16 protein-coding genes and 1 tRNA gene are annotated in these 20,629 nt (G+C 66.7%); 8 read left to right on the forward strand and 9 right to left on the reverse strand.

The window, feature by feature from the left end:
- Positions 1-4: 4 nt before the first annotated feature.
- Positions 5-1,267 (reverse strand): MFS transporter, encoded by a 1,263-nt coding sequence (locus tag WDJ58_RS02735; protein ID WP_338916096.1) that lies wholly within the window; start codon positions 1,265-1,267, stop codon positions 5-7.
- 83 nt (positions 1,268-1,350) lie between these two features.
- On the opposite strand from WDJ58_RS02735, the gene WDJ58_RS02740 reads away from it, so the two are divergent.
- The 3 genes from WDJ58_RS02740 (at position 1,351) to WDJ58_RS02750 (ending at position 4,186) form a co-directional block, all read left to right on the forward strand.
- The gene (locus WDJ58_RS02740) at positions 1,351-2,139 is read left to right on the forward strand and encodes an enoyl-CoA hydratase/isomerase family protein (RefSeq protein ID WP_338916097.1); all 789 of its coding nucleotides are present in this window, start codon (positions 1,351-1,353) and stop codon (positions 2,137-2,139) included.
- Positions 2,140-2,226: 87 nt separating this feature from the next.
- Entirely contained in the window at positions 2,227-2,469 is a 243-nt protein-coding gene (locus WDJ58_RS02745) for a hypothetical protein (RefSeq protein WP_338916098.1), read from the forward strand.
- Positions 2,470-2,770: 301 nt separating this feature from the next.
- Positions 2,771-4,186, forward strand: a complete 1,416-nt coding sequence (locus WDJ58_RS02750; RefSeq protein WP_338916099.1) for an MATE family efflux transporter — start codon at positions 2,771-2,773, stop codon at positions 4,184-4,186.
- On the opposite strand, the gene WDJ58_RS02755 is transcribed toward WDJ58_RS02750, so the two are convergent.
- From WDJ58_RS02755 to WDJ58_RS02765, 3 genes are all read right to left on the reverse strand, one after another.
- Positions 4,152-5,765, reverse strand: a complete 1,614-nt coding sequence (locus WDJ58_RS02755) for a response regulator (RefSeq protein WP_338916100.1) — start codon at positions 5,763-5,765, stop codon at positions 4,152-4,154. The genes WDJ58_RS02750 and WDJ58_RS02755 overlap by 35 nt on opposite strands.
- Positions 5,766-5,920: 155 nt before the next feature.
- On the reverse strand, positions 5,921-6,121 hold the full coding sequence (locus WDJ58_RS02760) for a helix-turn-helix domain-containing protein (protein ID WP_338916101.1): 201 nt from the start codon (positions 6,119-6,121) through the stop codon (positions 5,921-5,923).
- Positions 6,118-6,831: a hypothetical protein gene (locus tag WDJ58_RS02765; RefSeq protein WP_338916102.1), complete on the reverse strand. Its 714-nt coding sequence runs from the start codon at positions 6,829-6,831 to the stop codon at positions 6,118-6,120. The genes WDJ58_RS02760 and WDJ58_RS02765 overlap by 4 nt, the downstream gene beginning before the upstream one ends.
- Positions 6,832-7,179: 348 nt before the next feature.
- Between WDJ58_RS02765 and WDJ58_RS02770 the strand changes: the two genes are divergently transcribed.
- Positions 7,180-8,295 (forward strand): MBL fold metallo-hydrolase, encoded by a 1,116-nt coding sequence (locus tag WDJ58_RS02770; RefSeq protein WP_338916103.1) that lies wholly within the window; start codon positions 7,180-7,182, stop codon positions 8,293-8,295.
- 437 nt (positions 8,296-8,732) lie between these two features.
- On the opposite strand, the gene WDJ58_RS02775 is transcribed toward WDJ58_RS02770, so the two are convergent.
- From WDJ58_RS02775 to WDJ58_RS02790, 4 genes are all read right to left on the reverse strand, one after another.
- Positions 8,733-8,818: transfer RNA gene (locus tag WDJ58_RS02775), tRNA-Ser, on the reverse strand.
- A gap of 27 nt (positions 8,819-8,845) precedes the next feature.
- On the reverse strand, positions 8,846-9,805 hold the full coding sequence (locus WDJ58_RS02780; RefSeq protein ID WP_338916104.1) for a hypothetical protein: 960 nt from the start codon (positions 9,803-9,805) through the stop codon (positions 8,846-8,848).
- 373 nt (positions 9,806-10,178) lie between these two features.
- Positions 10,179-11,984, reverse strand: coding sequence for an ABC transporter ATP-binding protein (locus tag WDJ58_RS02785; RefSeq protein WP_338916105.1), 1,806 nt, complete (start codon positions 11,982-11,984; stop codon positions 10,179-10,181).
- A gap of 370 nt (positions 11,985-12,354) precedes the next feature.
- Positions 12,355-13,284: a glycosyltransferase family 2 protein gene (locus WDJ58_RS02790; RefSeq protein WP_338916106.1), complete on the reverse strand. Its 930-nt coding sequence runs from the start codon at positions 13,282-13,284 to the stop codon at positions 12,355-12,357.
- A gap of 571 nt (positions 13,285-13,855) precedes the next feature.
- Here WDJ58_RS02790 and WDJ58_RS02795 point away from each other — a divergent pair.
- The 3 genes from WDJ58_RS02795 (at position 13,856) to WDJ58_RS02805 (ending at position 17,265) form a co-directional block, all read left to right on the forward strand.
- Entirely contained in the window at positions 13,856-14,131 is a 276-nt protein-coding gene (locus tag WDJ58_RS02795; RefSeq protein ID WP_338916107.1) for a hypothetical protein, read from the forward strand.
- A gap of 350 nt (positions 14,132-14,481) precedes the next feature.
- On the forward strand, positions 14,482-15,492 hold the full coding sequence (locus WDJ58_RS02800) for a DUF1616 domain-containing protein (RefSeq protein ID WP_338916108.1): 1,011 nt from the start codon (positions 14,482-14,484) through the stop codon (positions 15,490-15,492).
- 72 nt (positions 15,493-15,564) lie between these two features.
- A complete protein-coding gene (locus WDJ58_RS02805; RefSeq protein ID WP_338916109.1) occupies positions 15,565-17,265 on the forward strand; it encodes a hypothetical protein in 1,701 nt (566 codons plus the stop codon).
- A 60-nt stretch (positions 17,266-17,325) separates the two neighbouring features.
- Here the strand turns inward: WDJ58_RS02805 and WDJ58_RS02810 are convergent, their stop codons facing one another.
- Complete coding sequence (locus WDJ58_RS02810; RefSeq protein WP_338916110.1) at positions 17,326-18,753, reverse strand: oligosaccharide flippase family protein; 1,428 nt, start codon at positions 18,751-18,753, stop codon at positions 17,326-17,328.
- Positions 18,754-18,924: 171 nt separating this feature from the next.
- Between WDJ58_RS02810 and WDJ58_RS02815 the strand changes: the two genes are divergently transcribed.
- On the forward strand, positions 18,925-20,220 hold the full coding sequence (locus WDJ58_RS02815) for a sulfatase-like hydrolase/transferase (protein WP_338916111.1): 1,296 nt from the start codon (positions 18,925-18,927) through the stop codon (positions 20,218-20,220).
- Positions 20,221-20,629 lie beyond the last annotated feature (409 nt).

A 20,629-nucleotide genomic window follows, 5' to 3' on the forward strand; every position in this document is an offset into this window, starting at 1 on the left:
GTTCTCAGCCCCGGCCGCCGGCCAGCCTCGCGGCCGCCGGCAGCCCGCGCAGCCGGAGCATCGAGAGCGTGCCGAGCGCCGGACCGATCGCGAGTGGCGCGAACGCCCACCGCCACCCGACAGCCTCGACCACGACCGGGACGAGCTGGATGGAGACGGTCGTGAGGAGGAAGCCGATGGCTGTCTGGAGGGTGAGCGCCGTCCCGACGTAGGAGGACTCGGCGAGTTCGGAGACGGCCGCCGAGAACTGCGCGGAGTCGGCGACGACCGCGAACCCCCACACCAGCACGAACGGGACGAGCACGACGAGCGAGGAGCCGAACAGGAACCCGGCGACGAGACAGGAGAGCCCGCTGACGACCATGCTCGTGATCGTCACGGTCGTCCGGCCGAACCGGTCGGCGGCCGAGCCCGCGAGCACGGCACCGATCCCGCCGACGGCGATGGTTCCGAACGCGACGAGCGAGGCCAGCGCGGAGCTCCCGTCACCGCCGCCGTTCGCCGCGACGCTCGCCACGATGAACGCCGGTATCCACGTCCAGACGGCGTAGAGCTCCCACATGTGCCCGAAGTAGCCGCCGTTGGCCAGCATCGTCCCCCGGTCCCGGAGGATTCGACCGATCGCGCCCGGATCGAAGGGGGCCGCGGGGGCCTGGTACGGTCCAGGCTCGACCAGCAGGGCCAGCAGTCCCCCGAGGGTGGCCAGTCCAGCCGCGCCGTAGAGCACCACCCTGGGCTGGCCGACGCCGCCGACCGCGCGGATCAGGTGCGGGAGCGCCGATCCGATGGCCAGCGAGCCGACCAGCGCGCCGATGGCGAACCCCCGTCCCGCCCTGAACCACCCGGCGAGTATCTTCATGCCGGGGGGGTAGACGCCCGCGAGCGCGACCCCCGTGAGGAATCGGAGGGCGATGGCCGGGAGGGCCGCGTCCACGAACCCCGCGATGGCGGCGGTGAGGGCCGCTCCCGCTACCGCGGACCCGGCGACGAGGTGGCGCGGCCGGACCACGTCCGAGAGCGTCAGCACCGACGAGAGGAGCGCCCCCGCGACGAATCCCAGCTGAACGGCGGTAGTGAGCCAGGCGGTCTCCCCCGCCGTGAGCCCCCACTCGTTCGCCAGCTCGGGAGCCGCCGCGGTCGCGGAGAACCAGAGGCTCATGGCGAGCAGTTCGGCGACCGCGACGAGACAGAGCGCCCGCCACCGCGCGGACCGCCCCCTGCTCCATCCACCTCCCGTCGTCCTCGTTTCGTCCGTCGATCGAGCCATCTACGGGGGCCACGTCGGGGGGTGGTATCAAGTCCGGTGCTCCCCGGCCCGGCACTTATGGCCGGACGGCCGGAGGGAGGGGTATGTCCGGGACCACCGAGGACGAGTGGGAGTTCGCCAGGCTCGAATCCGACGGCCACCGCGCGGACGTGATCATCGACCGTCCGGAGAAGCGCAACGCGATGGACGAGGCCGTCCTCCGCGACCTGACGGCGGCGGTCGAGGCCGTCTCGGGGATGGAGGACGTCCGGGCGATGGTGATGCTCGGCGAGGGACCGGTGTTCTCCGCGGGGATGGATCTCGGGATGATGCGCGACCGGCCGGACGAGGGCGCACGGGAGCTGTTCCCGGAGCTCCTCGCGGCGATCGAGAACACGAGCGTGCCGACGGTCGCGGCGGCCAAACGGGCCGCCCCCGCCGGCGCGTTCGAACTCACGCTCCCCTTCGACTTCCGTATCCTCGGTACCGAGGCCCGCTACGGCGTCCTCGAGGTGAAGCTCGGGACGTTTCCGCACGGCGGCGCGACGCAGCGGCTCCCCCGGCTCGTCGGGCTCTCGAAGGCCAAGGAGATCGTCCTCACCGGGGAGTTCGTCGACCCCGAGGAGGCGCTCTCCTGCGGGCTGGTCCACGACGTCGTCCCGGACGCGCGGGTCGACGCCCGCGCCCGCGAGTTCGCCGACGACCTCTGTGCGAACGCGCCGCTCGGGATGACCCGCGCGAAGCGTGCGCTCGACGCCGCGTTCGAGACCTCACTGGAGGAGGGGCTCGAACTCGAGCGCGAACTCGCCGCCGAGATCGAGGACAGCCGCGACTACCGGGAGGGGTTCGACGCCCGCCTCGACGGGCGCGAGCCGGAGTTCGAAGGTCGATGATCGAGGCCGGCGGAGTGTACCGGCGCGTGGCGGACCCGAAGTGACCGGGAGCGCGGGACTTTTGCGCTCCGGACCGCTACGTCGAGTATGACCGACGCGGAAGTCCGCCTGAGCCGCAAGCAGGCGTTCCTCGCCATGCTCCCCTTCCTGCTCCTGGGGGTAGCAGACGTTCTGCTCCTCCTGTTCTGGGGGCTCGACCCGCTCTGGGGGTTCATGATACTCCCGCCGATCCTGGCGATCAGCGTCCTCGCGTGGATCGCCTTCCGGAGCGGGTTCGCCCGCGACCGACCCGGCGAGCCCGACGAAGTGGGAACCGACGAGACGTACTGACCTCCCCCGCATCGACCTCCGATCCCGTCCCCGACGCCGCGTCCGACGCGCGTCTGCCGGGACCTGAAGTGACCGGCGGCGCGACACCACGGTGATGTCAGACCGACCAGTCCAGTGTCCGACCTGCGGGTGGACCGGCTCGAACGACGACCTCGACGGGGACGACTGTCCCGCCTGCGGGACGACCGTCCGCGCGGCACACTGAGTAGCGACGAGGGGAAGGGTCGAGTTGAGCGACTCGAACACGGTGGGGATGGCCGAAGGCGGAAGCTCTTAGCGGGCGAGCCCCGAGCCCCGGGTAGTGGAACGCGCTCGCCGACCCGGTCGTGCCGTCGTCGATCTCCTGGATCGGTTCGGGGTCATCGAGGCGTCGCGGTTCCGCGCGACCGTCGACCTCGCGTGGCCGCGGATCGTCACCGGGTTCGCCATCATGTCCAAGCGGACGGTCGACCTGGCGATCGTCGGCTGGGCGCTCGGCTCGACCGCCGTCGCCGGGCTGACGCTCGCCAACGCCTACTGGATGCTCGGGAAGTTCGTCGTCCTCGGGCTCGCGGGCGGCACCATCACGCTCGTCTCGCAGAACTACGGCGGCGGCGAGGCCGATCGCGCCTCGCTGGTCGTGAGACAGAGCCTCGTCGTCGCCGTGGCACTCTCGGTGCCTATCGCGGCCGCGTTCGGTCTCGGGGCTCGACCGCTCGTCTCGCTGCTCGGGAGCGACCCCACCGCCGTCGGCTACGGGGCGGCCTACCTGGTCGTCGTCGCCCCGGGGCTCGTCTTCGAGTACTGTAACGTGATCTCGAGTCGGACCTACGCCGGTATCGGGGACACCACGACGCCGATGGCGATCCGAGCAGGCGGCGCGGCGCTCAACGTCGCCCTGAGCGCGCTGTTCGTCTTCGGCGCGGGCCTCGGCGTCGCGGGGGCTGCCCTCGGGACCACCGTCTCGACGGCCCTCGTCACCGTCGCGTTCGCGTGGGGGATGACTGGCCGGAGCTACTTCGGGCGCGGGGCGAGCCCGGTCCCGATCACCGGGTCGAGTCGGGTCTTCGACCGGTCGCTCGTCCGACAGCTCGCGACCGTCTCGGCCCCGCTGATCGCCCGTCGTATCGGTCAGGGACTGGTAGTGTTTCCCCTGCTGGCCATCGCGGCGACGTTCGGGCCCGTGGTGGTGGCGGCGGTCGGCGTCGGTCGGCAGGTCCGCGCGCTGCTCAACAGTTTCACGTGGGGGTTCTCCATCGCCAGTTCGACGCTGGTCGGCCAGGCGCTCGGCCGCGACGACGAGCCCATCGCGGAGGCCTACGGGTGGGAGATAACCCAACTGTCGGTCGTCGTCTACGTCCTCGTCGCCGTCGTCACCTTCGCGGTCGCCCGGCCGATCGCCTCCGTGTTCGTCGAGGGGAACGATATCAGCCTCGCGACGGCGTTCGTCCGCGTGGCCGCCCTCAGCGTCCTCCCGCTCGGTATCGACGGCTCGGTGACCGGCGCGCTCCGCGGGGCGGGCGATACGAGAGTCCCATTCCTCGCCACCATGCTCGGGCTCTACGTCTTCGCGCTCCCGGTCGCCTGGCTCGGCACCGTCACCGCGCTCGGCGTGCTCGCACTCCAGGCCGCACTGCTGGTGGAGACGGCCGTCCCGATGGTCGTGAACGTCGTCCGGTTCCGCTCGAATCGCTGGAAGGCGGTCAGTCGCTCCTACCGTCCGAGCGCCGGTGACTGAGTTCGTCGCCGACCGGGTAGACGTGGTCGGACGGGCCGACCCCAGTCACCTCGAAGCGCGCGCCGGGACCGTCCACGAGCTGGATGTCCCAGCCGTGGGCCCGGCAGATGGTCTCGACGATGGAGAGGCCGAACCCGGTGCCGTCCTCGCTCGTCGTGAACCCGTGCTCGAAGGCGTGCTCGCGATCGTCCTCGTCGAACCCCGGGCCGTCGTCGGTGACGTAGAACCCGTCCTCGAGCGGGCCGACCGTGACCGTCACGCTAGGAGCCGCGTCGGCACCAGCGCTATCGTCGGTACCCGTGTCACCGGCCGCCGGCCGATCGCTCGTGGAGCCGTGCTCCACGCTGTCTCCGTGAGCACTGCGAGCGGAGGTTCGTCGAGCCCCGTGCTCGACGCTGTCGCCGGACTGCGTCCGGCTGCCCGTGGAGCCGTGCTCCACGCTGTTCAGGAACAAGTTCTCGAGCAGTTCGCGGAACCGTGCGCGGTCGGCGGAGACGCGCTTCGGGGGACCGGGGAGTTCGAGCATGGTGTCCGGGTCGCGTTCCTGGGCGACGAACCAGGCGTCCCGCGCCGCCTCCGCGAGGTCGACGAGTTCGGTCCGGCCGACCAGCCGACCCTGCCTGGCGAGCACCAGCAGGTCGTCGACGTACGACTCCATCCGCTCGATCGCCTCCTCCGCGGCCGCGAGGTGCCCCTCCTCGCCGGTCTCGCGCGAGAGGCCGATCCGCCCGGAGACGACGCTGAGCGGGTTCCGCAGATCGTGGGAGATGATGCTGGTGAACTCGCGGAGCCGGTCGTTCTGCCGCGCCAGCTGTCGCTCGTAGCGGTGCTGGTCCGTGTGGTCCTGGAGTATCGCCCCGACGAGCATCGACACCCCGTCGTCCTTTTCGACCGACACCAGGTGCTCCTTGACGTAGATCTCCTCCCCGTCCCCGGTCGGCCGCCAGCCCTCGTAGTCGGTAGCCCCCGATCGGACCGCCGTCTCGAGTAACCCCTCCGGGACGCCCATCTCGACGTCGTCCTCGGAGAAGAGGGTGGCGTACTCACGGCCGACCATCTCCGCCGGCGAGTAACCCGTGATTGACGCCGCGCCGTCGTTCCACGTCAGGATCTGTCCCCCGGATTCGAGCATGTAGAGCCCGTAGGCGATCCGGGACTGGATCATCCGCCGGAACTGGCGGTCGGGGAGGACGTCGCCGGTGTCGAACTGCCGGAGGTCCTCGAGTCGGGCGGCGAGTCGCTCCGGCCAGCCCTCCGCCTTCGTGACGTAGTCGGTGACCCCCGCCCGGATGGCTGCCGAGGCCACGTCCTCGCTCCCCCGCCCGGTCAGGAGGACGAACGGGATCTCCCCGAACCGGCTCTTGATGGCCGTCAGGAGGTCGACGCCGGTCATATCGGGCATTCCGTAGTCGGAGACGACGACGTCGACGTCGGTCCCCTCCAGACGGTCGAGCGCATCCACGGCGGACTCGGCCGTCAGCACGTCCATTCCCGCCAGCTGCTCGACGGTGGCGACGATCGCTGACAGCATGTCCGGATCGTCGTCGACGACCAGAACCCTCGTCGGTGGATTTCGCATGATTTCACAACGCTCGCTCCTGCTGGGCGCTACCGACTGGCACCCTCAGCTGTAATCAGTCCGATCTCACTTCGAATAAATATAAATCTTTATATGAAATATTTCATATTATAATCACCAAGCACCGAACGGATAGCGATGGGGCACTCCGGCGATCAGCCGATACCACGCGGTCGCAGATGGTCTTCGAGGAGGGTACGCGACCCCCGCCGGAGTCGGCCGCCGGTCGCCCCCATCGAGGGGTCGAGGTGCTGGGTCACGTCGGCCAGGGACGCCTCCCGCGGTCCGGCGAAGTAGCCGAATTCGTAGGCGGCGACCAGCGCCTCGCGCTGAGGCGGCGTCCGCGTGGATCTCACTCGGTGACCGACCGGATTCCGCTGTCGCTGTTGCCGACCGCGTCGGTGACCGTCACCCGGACGTAGAACGTCCGTCCCTTCGCGTGCTTGACAGTGAACGCGTCCGTACCGCTGTCGCGTCCCTCGCTCGCGGTCGTCGTTGAGGAGGCGACGACCGTCCCGGAGGGGTCGAGCACCGCAACGGTCACCGTGTCGAGGTCCCGATCCGGATCCGAGACGCGCCACTCGGCGGTGATCTCGGCGTGCGGGTTCGGCGAACCGGCCTCCGTCACCGAGTAGGAATCGACCGCCGGAGCGGCGCTGGCGGCGTCCGTGGTGAACCTGACCGTGTTCCCCGAGGCGGTATCGCCACCCGACCCCGCGGCGACGGCGCGGTACTCGTACTCGATCCCGGCCGAGAGCCCACCGATCTCGGTCACGAACGTCCCCGTGGTCGAGAGGGTCCGCGCCCCCGTCGTGTTCCACGAGGAGGCACCCACCGCCCGCCACGCGAAGTAGCAGTCGGCCGCGCTCGCCCCACCCAGATCGGACAGTTCCCCGGCGAACCTGGCCGACGTGGCAGTGACGCTCGTCGCGCCCAGCGTGGAGACGGCCAGCCCGCCGTCGCCGCCGCCGTACGGCCCCTCGCCGAAGCCGAGCTCCCCGTAGTTGCCGCTCGCCGCACGGGCGACGTTTGTTCCGACCGCGATCCCCGTCGCCGAGGCGGCCACCCCACCCAGGAGTTTCAGACACGACCGACGACCGATGTCGGATCCGTTTCGCGTTTCGGTACGACGGCTGCACGCTTCCGTGGTAGGGGACCCACCGCTTTCCATCGCTCCCGGCTTCAGAGGGACGGATATAGCATTTAATTCCAGGATCAAAATGTAGTAATTAAATTGAAATAGGACCTCTCCGATCGCCGCGGGATCCCGGCCCCACACGGGTCAACCCGGGAGGTGACCATCCGTCTTTCCCCCCGGTCATATCGTGATCGCGGGGGGATCCGGTCGACGACCGCTGATCCCCTCGCGGGCGTCGAGACGAACACTCAAGCAGCCGCCACCGAAGCGGGTGACATGGGCACGAGACCGATCCGGGGCCCCATCGAGACGCCCGACGGTATCGTGGTCCCCGGGCCACACGGGGTCGCGGACGACGCGAGGAACGCCGTCACGGAATCCGGCGTCTCCCTCGTGGAGAGCGACGGCGAGGCGCTCCTCGTCGACACCGGACGCCGACGGGAGCCGACGGGGTCGCCCGCGATCGACATCGTCGAGGAGCGCATCGATCGGCGTGGACTCGACCTCTCGACGGTGGTACTCACCCACTACCACTACGACCACGTCGGCAACGCGGCGGCGATCGTCGAGCGACACGATGCCGAGGTGGTCTGTCACCCGGCCGACCGGCCCGTAATCGAGGACCCGACGAGACTGACCCTGACGGAGCGCCTCGAATCGTTCGGTGGCGACCCCCAGGAGGTAGCGAGCGAGCTGTGTCTCTCCGGCACGGAGTCCCTCACCGCGGACGCGTCCGTCGTGGACTCGCTCTACCCCGGTCCGACCACCGTGCCTCGGACCGTCGACGACGGCGACACGCTCCCGGTCGGCGGAACGGACGTCCGGGTGATACACACCCCGGGGCACACTCCAGGACACCTCTCGCTCTACGTCCCCGGGACGCGGAGCCTCTACCTCGGTGACGTGGGATACTGGCCGACGCCGCTCTCGCCGCACCCGGTCGGTCGCGCCGGCGATCAACTGGCGAGCGTAGAGCGGTGTCTCGACTTCGAGACCGAGTACCTGTTCCCCGGCCACGGCCTCCCGCGCTGTGGAAGCACGGACGCCGAGGACTACCTGCTCGACGCGCTTCTCCGGGCGCGACAGCTGGAGGACAGGCTGCTCGTCCTGCTCACGAGGCACGGTCCGCTGACGGTCCCCGAACTCCACCGCGAGACGTTCGTCCTCACGTCGAGGAACGACTTCGACGTCGGGGGCCGGTACGTCAACGCGTTACACTGCGTTCACGCCTACCTCCGGCGACTGGTCGACGCCGGGTTCGTCGAGCGGATCGAGCGCGACGGGACGATCGCGTGGCGACCGACCGAGAGGGGCCGTCGACCCGAAGCGGAGGTCGCGGTGCGCGAGTCGGGGGGACCGCTGACACTCGGCGACGTGCGGAACGGACGCTGAGTCGACAGCCAGTCCACCGACGTGAACGGACTGGCACCGACGGAGAGAGACGCCCGGGGTGCGATCCGCGCCGGATGAGCACGCGAGGTGCTCGCCGGGATCGCTCACCGATATCGCCGGTCGTCGACGGCGGAGATCCTCGCGTCGTCCGGACCTCGCTACTCGCGACAGAAGCGCCGAAGGAGAGATTTGAACCGGAGCCACGTCGTTCCCGTCGCTCGCGGCAGGGTTCAGATCGCGAACGGCGATACCCCCGACAGTGCGAGCGATACGAGCGTCGCTCGCACGTCGTCTACTGGAGCGCCGAGGGAGAGATTTGAACCGGAGCCACGTCACTCCCATCAGTCGCTCGTGGCAGGGTTCAAATCCCGAACCGCGACAGTCGCTCGCGTGGTGGCGAGCACACGAGGTGCTCGCCGTAATACTCGCGACAGAAGCGCCGAGGGAGAGATTTGAACTCCCGTGTCCTGAACGGACAGTTGCTCTCGAAGCAACCGCCTTGGCCGGGCTAGGCTACCTCGGCTCGATAGTAACTGGGTCGGTAGTGAGTTTAGGGATTTCGGTCTCGTGCCGTCCGCGCCTCGACCGGTTCCGACGGCTCCCCGTTCGCCTCCGGTCGCGATGCAGCGGACGACTGCTCGGGCCCCGTGCGCCACCGGAACACGAACACCGTGTTCCCGTTGTCCTCGGTCCACGCCTCGGATTCGACGGGCTCGTCGGTGATCCGGGCGAGCCCGACGCCGAGGAGCGACCGGATGGGGTGGTCGAGGCGGGCCGCATCCCCCAGGACGCTCCCCGCGACGCGGAAGCGCATCCGGTTCTCCGACCCCTCGGAGACGTCCAGGTCGACGACCTCCGCCCCGATCGAGAGCTCGAACAGTTCGACGACGGCCTCGCGGAGGACGACCGACGCGGACTGGACGCTCCCCGGAAGCGCGCCGTCCGTCCGCTCCAGCAGGGCGACGAGCTCGTTCCCGGTCGGTTCGAGCAACAGCGCGTAGTGGTCGTCGACGGTGACGACGGTCGAGCCGAGGGCATCGGCAGGCGGGACCGGGTCGTCGAGCGACCGGGAGAGGTAGAGCCGGACACCGAGTGACTCGTCGTCGGTGGGGACGTACCGCGACGTCTCCGCGACGCCGAGGCGCGAGGCGATACGGGTCTCGTTCTCCCAGAGCGTGTCGTAGATCGACCGGCCGACCGACGCCGAGAGGAACCACTCCTGTACGAGCACCCCGAGCAGCACCGCACCGAACGCCCCCGTCCCGGCGATGCCGATCAGGACGTCCCTCGAATCGGGATACAGGACCGTTCCACCCGCGGCCGCGGCCGCGATGAGGAGGAGGAGCACCACCGCTCGGCGATAGGTTACCTTCGGACCGGTGACCGATCGGAGGCGCTCGTTCTCGGTCTCCAGTTCCCGGTTCCGCTCCTCGAGCGCTTCGATCCGGTCCCCGGGTTCGTTCTCCCCGGAGGCTACCCGGTCCGAACGCGTACTAAACTCGGAGGCCATCTCCACCTTCCGCCGTACGCCTGCTGTACGGGCCGGACGCGACGGCGAGAACGGGCCCGAGGAGCGCCGCGGGGAGCGCCGAACGTGACGAGAGGCCGGGGCTCGATCCCCGCCTCCCGAACTGCCGAGTCGAACTCATTGCGTTCGGGTTCTACCCGGGGGTAGTTGAGCGTGCTGGTGATGTTGAACCGCGTGTCGTCGGTAGACGGGGCCGGAGGGGGCTCCGGAAGGGGAGGGGTATCGGAGGCATCGATCGGACGTCACCGTCGGTCCGCGAGGCCGTCGAGCGCCCCCCACTCGTAGGCGGCGGGTCGATTCCCCGCAGTCGCTCGTCTCGGCCGTCCGTCCCCGATGCCCGGCCAGCCGGACCGGGTCACGTCGACACCGACTGGATCGCGTACAGCTGTGCGTACGTCCCGTCGTTCTCCACGAGTTCCTCGTGGGTCCCGCACTCGGATATCCGACCGTCGTCGAGAGTGTAGATCCGGTCGGCGTTCCTGACCGTCGACAGCCGGTGGGCGATGGCGATCACCGAGTAGTCCCGGTCCATCGTCTCGATGGCGTGCTGGACGTCTCGCTCCAGGTTCGAGTCGAGGTCGCTCGTCGCCTCGTCGAGCACCAGCAGGTCGGCGTCCTCCAGCAGGGCCCGCCCGAGTGCGACACGCTGTCGCTGCCCCCCCGAGAGGCGAACGCCGTCGTCGCCGAGCTTCGTATCGAGTCCCTGAGAGAGGTCGTCGAGGAACTCGTCGATCTTGGCGATCTCACAGACGCGCTCGATCTCGGCCCGGGAGGCGTCGCGGTTGCCGATCGTGAGGTTGTACTCGAGCGTGTCGTCGAAGATGTACGGGTTCTGCTGGACGACCGAGATCCGGTCGCGCCACTCGCGGATGTCCATCTCGTCGATCGGGATCCCGTTCGCACGTATCTCCCCCCGGTCGAGCGGATACATCCGCAGCAACAGGGAGACGATCGTCGACTTGCCGGCTCCCGACTGGCCGACGAAGGCGACGAACTCGCCGTCCTCGACCTCGAAGTCGATCCCCTTGAGGACGTCCTCCTGGTCGTAGGAGAACCAGACGTCGTCGAACTCGACCTCCTCGACGCTCGCCGGGACCTCCTGTGACCGCCCGCTGGGTTCCTCGAGCCGGCCGAGTTCCTCGATGAACTCCTGCGTTCGGACGAGGTGTGGAAGGTCGTTCTCGACCTGGTAGAACCTGCTGTTGACCCGGCTGGCCGTCGGGCCCAGTCGGAACATCGCGAACAGGAAGACGCCGAGCGCCCCCAGCGAGAGGTTGGCGAAGGTGAGCGCGACGTAGATCAGGACGAACACCGAGACGGCGACGAGCAGGCTGTAGAAGTTGTCGATAGCGGCCTCGTTCCGGCGGAGCGCGACCCGGGCTTCCGTGTACTGGTCCACCGCGTTCCGGAAGTCCTCGAGCAGCTCCCCGGCGACGCCGAAGATCCGCACGTCCCGTATCCCCTGGGTCCCCGCCTGTGCCGCCTCCTGGCGGCGCTCGTTCGCCTCGGCGACCTCGTCACCGAGGTCGTACCCCGGCTCGATGACGTGGCGCATGAAGACCGTTATCCCGCCGAGGACGCCGAGCGCGAGGACCGTGAGCTGCGGGGAGATGGCGAAGGCGATCATCAGGTAGACCATCGCGAGGAACGCGTCCTGGATGACCTGGACGCCCCGCTGGATCACTCGACCGGCGTAGTAGGTCTGGGTGACGATGGCGTTCAGGATGTCGTCGGACCCCTCCTGGTCGAAGTACTCGATCCGGGCGTAGAGCGCGTTGTCGAACGCGCGAACCTGGAGGTCGCGCACGTAGTAGGTCCGGAGCGCCTCGCGGAACCAGGCCACGACGAAGCTCAGGGTGTACCGGAGGGAGATCACGGTGGCGACGCCAGCGACGACGTACGCGAGCGTGAATGGGATACCCAGCGTACGGTAGGCGGTGACGAACAGCCCGAGGACCCCGCTGGCTTCGGTGCCAGGGGACTCCGACTGGATCAGCTCGACGACGGGGAGGATGAATCCGAGGCCAGCACCCTCGAGAACCGCCGCGCTGAGGCCGAGCACGATGATGAGAACGGAGAACCGCGGGTCGAACTGGGCGACGTCGAGCAACGCGTCGATCTTCTGTCGTCTCGTAACGGCGTCTGAGTCGGTGTCGGACATTTGCAGAGGGGATGAGAGTACTAGGAGTGTCTCATCGGCACGTAAATAAGCTCGTTGTTACTCCGATCTCGACTCCTGTGTCGGGCGAGCGAGCCGGACGATACGGGTAGGTAGAGTTCGCGCCAATCGACGACGTCGTCGCGATCGCCCGTCCATCGCGGGGTGCCCGGCTTCGCCGTCGTCAGGCTCACGTCTCGCGAAACCGGCCAGTCAAGCCGAAGCTCGCGAGCGATGGATGGGATGTCGACCGGGCCGCCCTCTCGAGGGGCGACTGTGCCAAGCGCACGATCCGTTCGGGAACCCGGATCACCGGCGGATATCTCTCGATCACCGGACGAACCTCGGGGAGCACGCCCCTGCCGGGGATGGCTCAGTTGAAGCGGGTCCCTCTCTTCAGGTAGGTGTTGTAGAGGTCCTGGGTCGCGTGGTACATCCGACGCCCGAATATCGAGGAGACGAACGAGCCGATGAGCTTCGGGTCCGGGGAGTCACTGTAGGAGAGCGCCTTCGCGAAGCAGAGTATGGCTTCGAGCGACCACTGTCGCTGGTTTACCAGCCTGGTACCCCTGCTCTGGTACGCCGCTCGCATCGCGTGCTTTCTGACGCCGTCGTCGAACCGGTCGTAGAGCTGATCGAACTCCTCGACGATGCTGAATATCTCGTTCGAGAACTCGAGTTTCGACGAACGATGATTCCCCGAGTCACCCTTGACGAGCAGGATCTCGTCCACGAAATCGAACTCGGTCAGCGTGGCCGCGCGGATCTTCAGGCCGAGGTCGTCCCCGGCCTCGCGGTCGGCGAGGGGGAGCAGGTCCCGCAGGAGATCCCCTCTGAACAGCAGGGTGCCCGTCTGGCACGGGTGGAGTTCGCTGATCCGGAGCGCCTGCTCCAGCACGTCTCCCCGGTTCTCCTGTTTCGGGAAGACCAGGTCGCCGTTCTCCTGCTGGAGACCACAGTAGACGACGCCGACGGACGGGTTCGCCTCGAAGACGTCGATCTGTTTCTCGAGCTTCGTGGGAAGTATTCGGTCGTCGTCGTCCAGTAGCTGGATGTAGTCACCGGTCGCCGCCTCGATCCCCGTGTTCCGGGTTGGGTTCCCCCCCAGGTTCCGTTCGTGAGCGATGTAGTGGACGTCGTACTCCGTGGCGACGGACTCGGCGTGTCGCTCCCCCGAGTCGTCGACGACGACGATCTCGACCGGATCGTACGTCTGGTCGCGGGCGCTCTCGATCGCCTTCGGCAGCTGATCGTTTCGATAGTACGTCGGGATGACTACCGACGCGAGGGAGTTGCTCGTCATCCGGGGGTTCGAACTGTCAATATATCAGATTCCTGTGTGACTGTTCCCGTACCTCGGTGCTGTTCCGGTAGGGGACGTACGCCGAGTGGCGGGGGGTGTTTCTAATCCGGGGACCACCGCTTCCCACCTGTCATGCCTTGGTATCGGTACGACTTCGGATAGAAGTCGTTTAGCTGTTTTGGCTCGGTTGAGTCGTGTATCCGTCGCCGGGGGCGACCGCGGGGTCGGCTCCGACGGGCCGACGGTACACTACTCCCGGAGGGCGTCGGACGACCCCTCTCCCAGATAGTTGTAGAGACGGTCCACCCTACAGAGGTCTCCGAACCGGACATCTGGCTTGCGATGCCCGCTCGTAGAGACGAGGCGACCGATGACCGCTCGTCGGCGGATCGTGGCCGCGCTCGTTCGACGCCGAGTGAATGGATCGTACCGATACACCACGGCGAGACCAGAGCTCGTGTCGTCCCCCCGACTACACCTGGTAGCGGGAAGGTCCCGTTGGACGACTCCGTACGGAGAGCGGAGGATATCCTGATAACCCCGGGGGTCGTTGGTTCGACCGTCCACAGTCATGCGCCAACGTCTCCAGTTCATTACGCTTGTCGTGCTCGGCTTCTCGCTCTTGCTCGCGCTAGCCGCCGCCCTGGGACCGTTCGAACCCGACCTGTTATTCATCGTCTCCTTCATGCTGTTCGTCGCCATCGTCGAGCTGACGGCACCCGACGTCATCACCATCCCGTGGCGACGGAAGCTGGGCTGGTTCACCGTGCTCGGTCTGCTCGTATCGAGCGTCCTGCTCAGCCGCCGAGTCCTGGAGATCATCCCGGACGGCAGCCTCTTCCCCTGACGGGCGCGCTTCGGAACGACCGTGCCGGCTTCCACGGACAGGTCTCTCCAATCGGATCCCCTTCCCCGAGCACTACCCTTCCCTGATGCGAGTGTGAGATCCGGAATCGAACGTGCGCAGGCCGGGGAGGTGATCGAGCGACAGGGTGGTTCACTCGACCCCGCTCGCCGGGGATCTCGCGGGTCATCGGAATGAGTACACCGACACCTTTCTATATTTTCGCAGGCGAATGGTAGCTACTGGATGGATAACCGTTCGCCCTCTGCTGTATCCTCTCTCGTCGACGAGTCCTTTGCGAGGCTTCGGTTCGAGCCACGGCGCGGATCCCGTACCCGATGGTGGTCGGGATCATGAGGCCATCGACCGTCGTGCGGAGCCTGCCGATCGACATGAAGATAATCTCCGTATTTACACTTCTGGCTACCGGCGCGGCGATAGCGCCGGGGGTCAGTGACTCGCCGATCCGTCTCGTCCTGGGCTTCGTCTACGTCTTCTTCGTGCCCGGCTACGTCCTCACGGCCGTCCTCTTCCCGCGGACCTCCGAACCGGTACCCGACGAGTTCGAGAGCCTCCTGGGTCCGATCGACAGGAACTTCACCGGGCTGGAACGCGGTTGCCTGTCGGTCGGGCTGAGTATCCCGATCGTCGCCCTTCTGGCGCTACTGATCAGCGCCAGCCCCTTCGCCCTCTCGCTCGTCGTCCTGCTCGTCGCCCTCGGAGGGTTCACGCTACTCGGCACGGCGGTCGCGACCCGCCGCCGTCTCCGGCTACCGGAGGAGAACCGGTTCGAGCTCGACCTCCGATCCGGATGGCGGGAAGCGATCGCCGGGGCCGCCGAGATCCGGTCGGACAGGATCATCAACGTCCTCCTGCTGCTCAGCGTGCTGCTGGCGAGCGCGAGCATCGCCTACGCCGCGACCACGCCACGCGACAACCAGGAGTACACACGGTTCTACCTCCTGTCCGGGAACGGCGGGGGCGAGCTCGTCGCGGACAACTACACTGCCGGGCCGAACGGGACGGGGGACGTCGTCGTGGGGATCGAGAACCACGAGTACGAGCGCGTGAACTACTCGACGGTGGTCCTCCTCCGACCGGTCACTACCGACGGAACCTCGACGACGGCCGAACCCGGCAGGGAGGTCCTCCGATACGACACGACGCTCTCTCACAACGAGACCGGACGGACGCGGGTCGACGTTCCCCCGACGGATCGGGACGGCGACTACCGTCTGGAGTTCCTGCTCTACAGGGGTGACGTCCCCGGGGACCCGACCGCCGAGAGCGCGTACCGCCACACACACCTCCTGCTCGGTGCGAGCGGCGGTGAGGGATCGGAGGAGGTGACGACCGATGCGTAGACGCCGCTCGGGTCGGTGGCCCGTCTCCCGGGCAGTCGCGCGCGATAGAACGACCGCGACTCCAGAGACACCATGTCCCCGAACGTAAGCTTCCGGGTCGGGCTCACGTACTTCTTCTCCCTGGTAGCGTTCGTCGTCTTCGCCTCACACCAGACCTCGCAGGTGTTCCCCTGGTTGCCCCTCGGCCTGCTCGGAGCCTCCGTGATCGTTCTGGCGCTGGACAGCAGCTTTCCGTACAGGATCCTGCTGGCAGTCGCGGCGGCCTGTGGATTCATCGCGTACATATTCTGGTTCGCACATCCATCCCTTCTGAACATGGACCCCGACAAGGTCGCCGTCGCCGTACAGCGGGTGATCGAGTTCGGCGGGGTAGAAGGGCTGTCCGACTACGCCTTCTACTCGGCGATCCCCGCGTTCCACGTGTTCGTCAGCAGTGTCGGGATCGTCCTCGGTATCCCCGGCAAGGAGGCGGCGATCCTCTTCGGTATCGTCACCCCGATGATCCAGGTACTCGGTGCCGCGACCCTGGTCGGGAGGGCCTACGGCGAGCGGGCGAGAACGTACGCGGTCGTGATCGCCATGGTCTCCACGTCGGTTCTCTACTACGCGATGGCTCCGATCCCACAGCTCTCGGCCGTCGCGCTCTGGATGCCGTTCCTGATCCTGTTCGACAAGTACGTTCGAACGAGATCCAAGGCGCACCTGGTCGGGATGCTGGTCACGGTTTCGGTGCTCATCTTCACGCACAAGCTCGCGATGGTCCTCGCTCTGGGAACCGTCCTCTCCGCGGGAGCGATCCACGTCTTCAAGACCAGATTTACCCGAGACATCGGGGTCTTCCGGCCGTACGTGACAATGTCGATACTCACGGGATTCATGTTCTCGCTCCAGAACTTCTGGCTCACCACGTTCGGGCGAGCGATACTCACCGACAAGTTGGACGGTCTGTTCGACGAGGAGGTAGGTGCTCCTGATCCCGTCGACGCCTCGTCCTATCTGGCAGTCCGCCCGCTACCGAGGATACCGGAGGTGATCGTCGGGAACGGCGACTGGGTTTTGATTACGGCTCTCGCTGGCGTCTGCTCGCTCACCCTCCTGCGATCGAGTATGAGACGGCTCTACCGGAACACGGTACTCCTCGGCGCGAGCGTATTCGTGGGCATGCTGATGGTCGCAGGCTACGTCGCTCCGGACAGCTCCGCTCCGCTCCGAGTGCTGTTGTTCGGGACGATCCCGTTCGCCGTGGTCATAGGAGTGGCCTTATCGGGGGCCGCCGCTCGTCTATCGGGGAAGACGAGACATGTCGCCACAGGGGTAGTGATGATACTCGTCATCAGCCAGCTGTTCGTCACTGGTGCCGTCCCCGACCACCCGTACGAACCCCGTGAGTACCTGACTCCACAGGAGATCGACGGCAAGGAGTGGGCCAACGAACACGTTACTGACGAGGTCCACGCTGACTTCTTCTACGCGCGTGAGATCGTCGACTTCGACCGCCCGGACCAGACGTACGTCACGGGGCCAGGAGCGACCGCCAGGGGGTACTCCACGATCATGACGTCGTATCTAGAGGGGACGGTCGCCCAAGAGGGGCACGCCTACGTCCTCTATCGAACCCAGTACGATATCTACCAGACCCAGGGGGCGTGGAGATTGACGTGGGACCCGGAGTCGGAACTCGACAGCACGGACAACCGGGTGTTCGACAACGGGGGTGCCGTACTGTACGACGATCCGAGCCAGGTCAACGCGAGTGCTGGCGCTCCGTCGTAGATCCCGCTTCCCCCCAGTAGATCGATCGCGAGGCTGAAACTCGGTTCACCGAGGGATCCGCTACCGCTGGATCGGGAGTCGCGTCCGCAGCTCGCTCAGTGTCAGTTCCCGACTGGCGAAGAGCGCTCCGAAGTAGAGGAGCGCCGAGAGCACGACGGTGATGACGATCCGGTCGGGGACGAACGTCTCGGCGACGACGATCATCACGAGGGTCGCTGCTACGGTCCGACCGACCGTGAGCCAGGGGAGAGTCGACGGGAGTATATCCGCCACCCGATAGATCGTGAGACCGGCGATCAGGACGAACGTCAGGACCGTCGCGACAGCCGCACCCATTATACCGAAGCTCGGTATCAGGACCGCGTTGATCAGTATGTTGGCGACCGCGCCGGCCCAGATGATCTTCGCTCTCAGAGCCGTCTCCTCGACCGCGTCGAGTATCGTCCCGGTGAGCCGCTCGATCCCGCCGATCGTGATCCCCAGCGCGATCACGCCGACCAGGTAGGGGGACGGCGTCCCCTGACCCGCGGTCAGTATCGAGATGACGTCCGGACCGATGAGGAACATCCCGCCGGCCGTGGGGACGGCGATTATCAGGAAGTATCGCGTGCCGGTACGGAGGTAGTTGGCACACTTCTCGTACCGGTTCTCGTCGATGAAGTCCGAGAACTCGGGGAAGAACGTCTGCTCGATCGGTTTGACGTACATCGACATCGCGACCGCGATCTGGTACGCGATCGAGTAAACGCCGACGGCCGACGCTCCCAGGAAGAACCCGATCATGATCCGGTCGACGCGCGAGGAGACGTTGCCGGCGAGCGAGGAGATGGCGACCGGGACGGAGTACTCCAGGTTCGCCCGCAGATCCGGGAACGAAGGAATCGTGATCCCGACCTCCCGAACGATCTGTAGCTGCAAGACCCCGAGAAAGGCCGCTTCGAACAGGACCATCGAGGTGAACAGGCCGTCGAGGCCCAGCCCGAGCGCGTAGACGCTGATCGCGACGGCGGTGATGTCACCGTAGGCTCTGATCCCCTCGACGGCGGAGAACACCTTGATCCTCGAATCGATCCGGAAGTAGTTCTGTGCGGACCGGAAGACCGTCCGGATCAGGATCAGGAGCGCGCCGATCCGGAACGCCGACGCGTATCCCGCGTCGCCGAGAGTGAGCGTCGCCAGTTGTTCGGCGAAGACCGCCACAACGGCGGTGACGACCAGCGTGCTCAGACTCGCGACGACGAGGAGCGAGTAGTAGAGGTCCGCGGTGTCAACGGAACGTCTCCCGTAGCGGACCAGACCGGCGTGCAGTCCGAGACCGAAGATCAGCTCCAGCAGGCTCGCGATCGACAAGATCTGTGTGTACGCACCGAACGCGTCGACACCGAGGCTTATCGTGATCAGCGGGATGAACACCAGGCCACGCAGGCGGATAGCGACGTTTATGACCCCGCTGAACAGCACGTCGGAGGTCGTCTTGCCGATCTTCATCGGTTATGTTCCCGGCGACACGAACCCGTCAACCCGTACGACCAGTACCGACACTGGTAGCGGTACCGGCGGAGAGGGTATAATCGGTTCGTTCCGCCGATCCGGGAGCCGAGTCGGCCGGTAGAATCACATCAACAGCACGATTATACCTCGCAACCCGCTGATTTACACATGGACGACATCATCACAGTCACGGTCGATAGTCTGCGGGCGGATCATTGTGGTTGGCAGAGCGACCTCGACATCACTCCGAACCTGAGCGAGCTCGCGGCGGAGTCGCTCGCGTTCACGTCCGCGATCTCGCCCGGACCGCGTACCCTCTCGTCGGTCCCGGTAACGCACACCGGCGTCCCGTTCGCGGTGACGAACCACGACACCTCGAAGTACGGCGAGCGCGTCGCGCGGATACGTAATCACATCCGGGAGTTCGAGACCGTGAGCGAGGCGATGCAGGAGGAGGGATACACGACCCTCGCGTTCACGGCGAACCCCTGGACGTCCGTCGACAACGAGTTCGATACGGGGTTCGACCAGTTCCACGAGGTCGGCCGGACCGGTGGCTCGGTCGAGCGGGTTTTCAGGGGGACGCCGCTCGAGAGGGTGGCCAGGGCGTTCGACCACTGGTTCTACAGCGACTCCTGGTTCTGCACGTGGCGAAGCTTCTACGACGAGGCTATCGAGGCGATAGAATCGGTCGACGGACCGGTGTTCACCTGGATCTTCCTCCTCGACACGCACAACCCGTACCTCGTCCCCAAACAGGACCGAGAGGAGACCTCGACGTTCGAGATGTACTCGGCCACGGTCCGCGCGAACGACCCGCTCAACCGGACCGAGGGGAAATCACACTACAAGACCTCTCTCAACGAGGGAACGCTCCGATCGCTGAGGAAGGCGTACCGTGACGGCGTGCGCTCGGTCGACGCGTTCATCGGTCGGCTCCGATCCGACATCGACGAGGAGACCGTGCTGCTCGTCCACTCCGACCACGGCGAGTCGTTCGGCGAGCACGGGACCTACGGCCACCAGCCCGTCCTCTACGAGGAGAACGTCCACGTCCCGCTGCTGTTGTACGACGGCGAGGTCGAGGGGACCGTCGACGACGTCGTCTCGACCGTCGTGATACCGGATATGGTGCTGTCTCACGCCCGCGGCGAGGAGGTGGATCACACGGACTGGACTACGGAGTACGCCGTCTCGCGGACCGAGAGCGACAGCGCCATCACCATCCGTGGGGACCGCTGGAAGTACATCAGGGGAACCGACGGGGTGGAACTGTACGACCTCTCGAGGGACCCGGGAGAGACGACGGACCGCAGCGAGGAGGAATCCGACGTCGTCTCGGAGTTCGAACGGAGACGAGAGGAGTACCTCGAATCGCTTCCGGCGCCCCCCTCCGCGACGGGATCCATCGAGAGCGAGGGGATGAGAGACCACCTACAGTCGCTCGGATATCTTCAGGAGTAGGGACCTCGGGACCGCCGAACCCGGAGGACCCGATCGGCCTCTGCGGTGGATCGTTTTGACTGAGGAGGGTAGCTCCGGCGTGATAGACACGCGAGGGCTGTACGGGCACCGGAATCGCCGTTCGTCGGATCGAGAGTGATCCCCTCGTCTCGACCGGAACGGGAGGTCAGGGTATTTTCGGTGGAGACACCGGAGACCGGCCGGACACATCATCTCATTGGCGTTGGCTCGGGCGACCGACTACCGAACGGCTCACGGGATGAGTTCGGTCCGTCGTCTATTTCGAAATTTATCGAGCTGGAGCTGAAGTCCAAATAACGCCCCGATACAACCAGCAACGGAAAGGTACAACCGACTGGCAAATGCCCCTGAACGACAACTTCGTCAACCTCGGAGTTCGTGAACGAGG

The sequence above is a fragment of the Salinirubellus litoreus genome, from assembly GCF_037335815.1.
GTDB classification, from domain to species: Archaea; Halobacteriota; Halobacteria; order Halobacteriales; family Haloarculaceae; genus Salinirubellus; species Salinirubellus litoreus.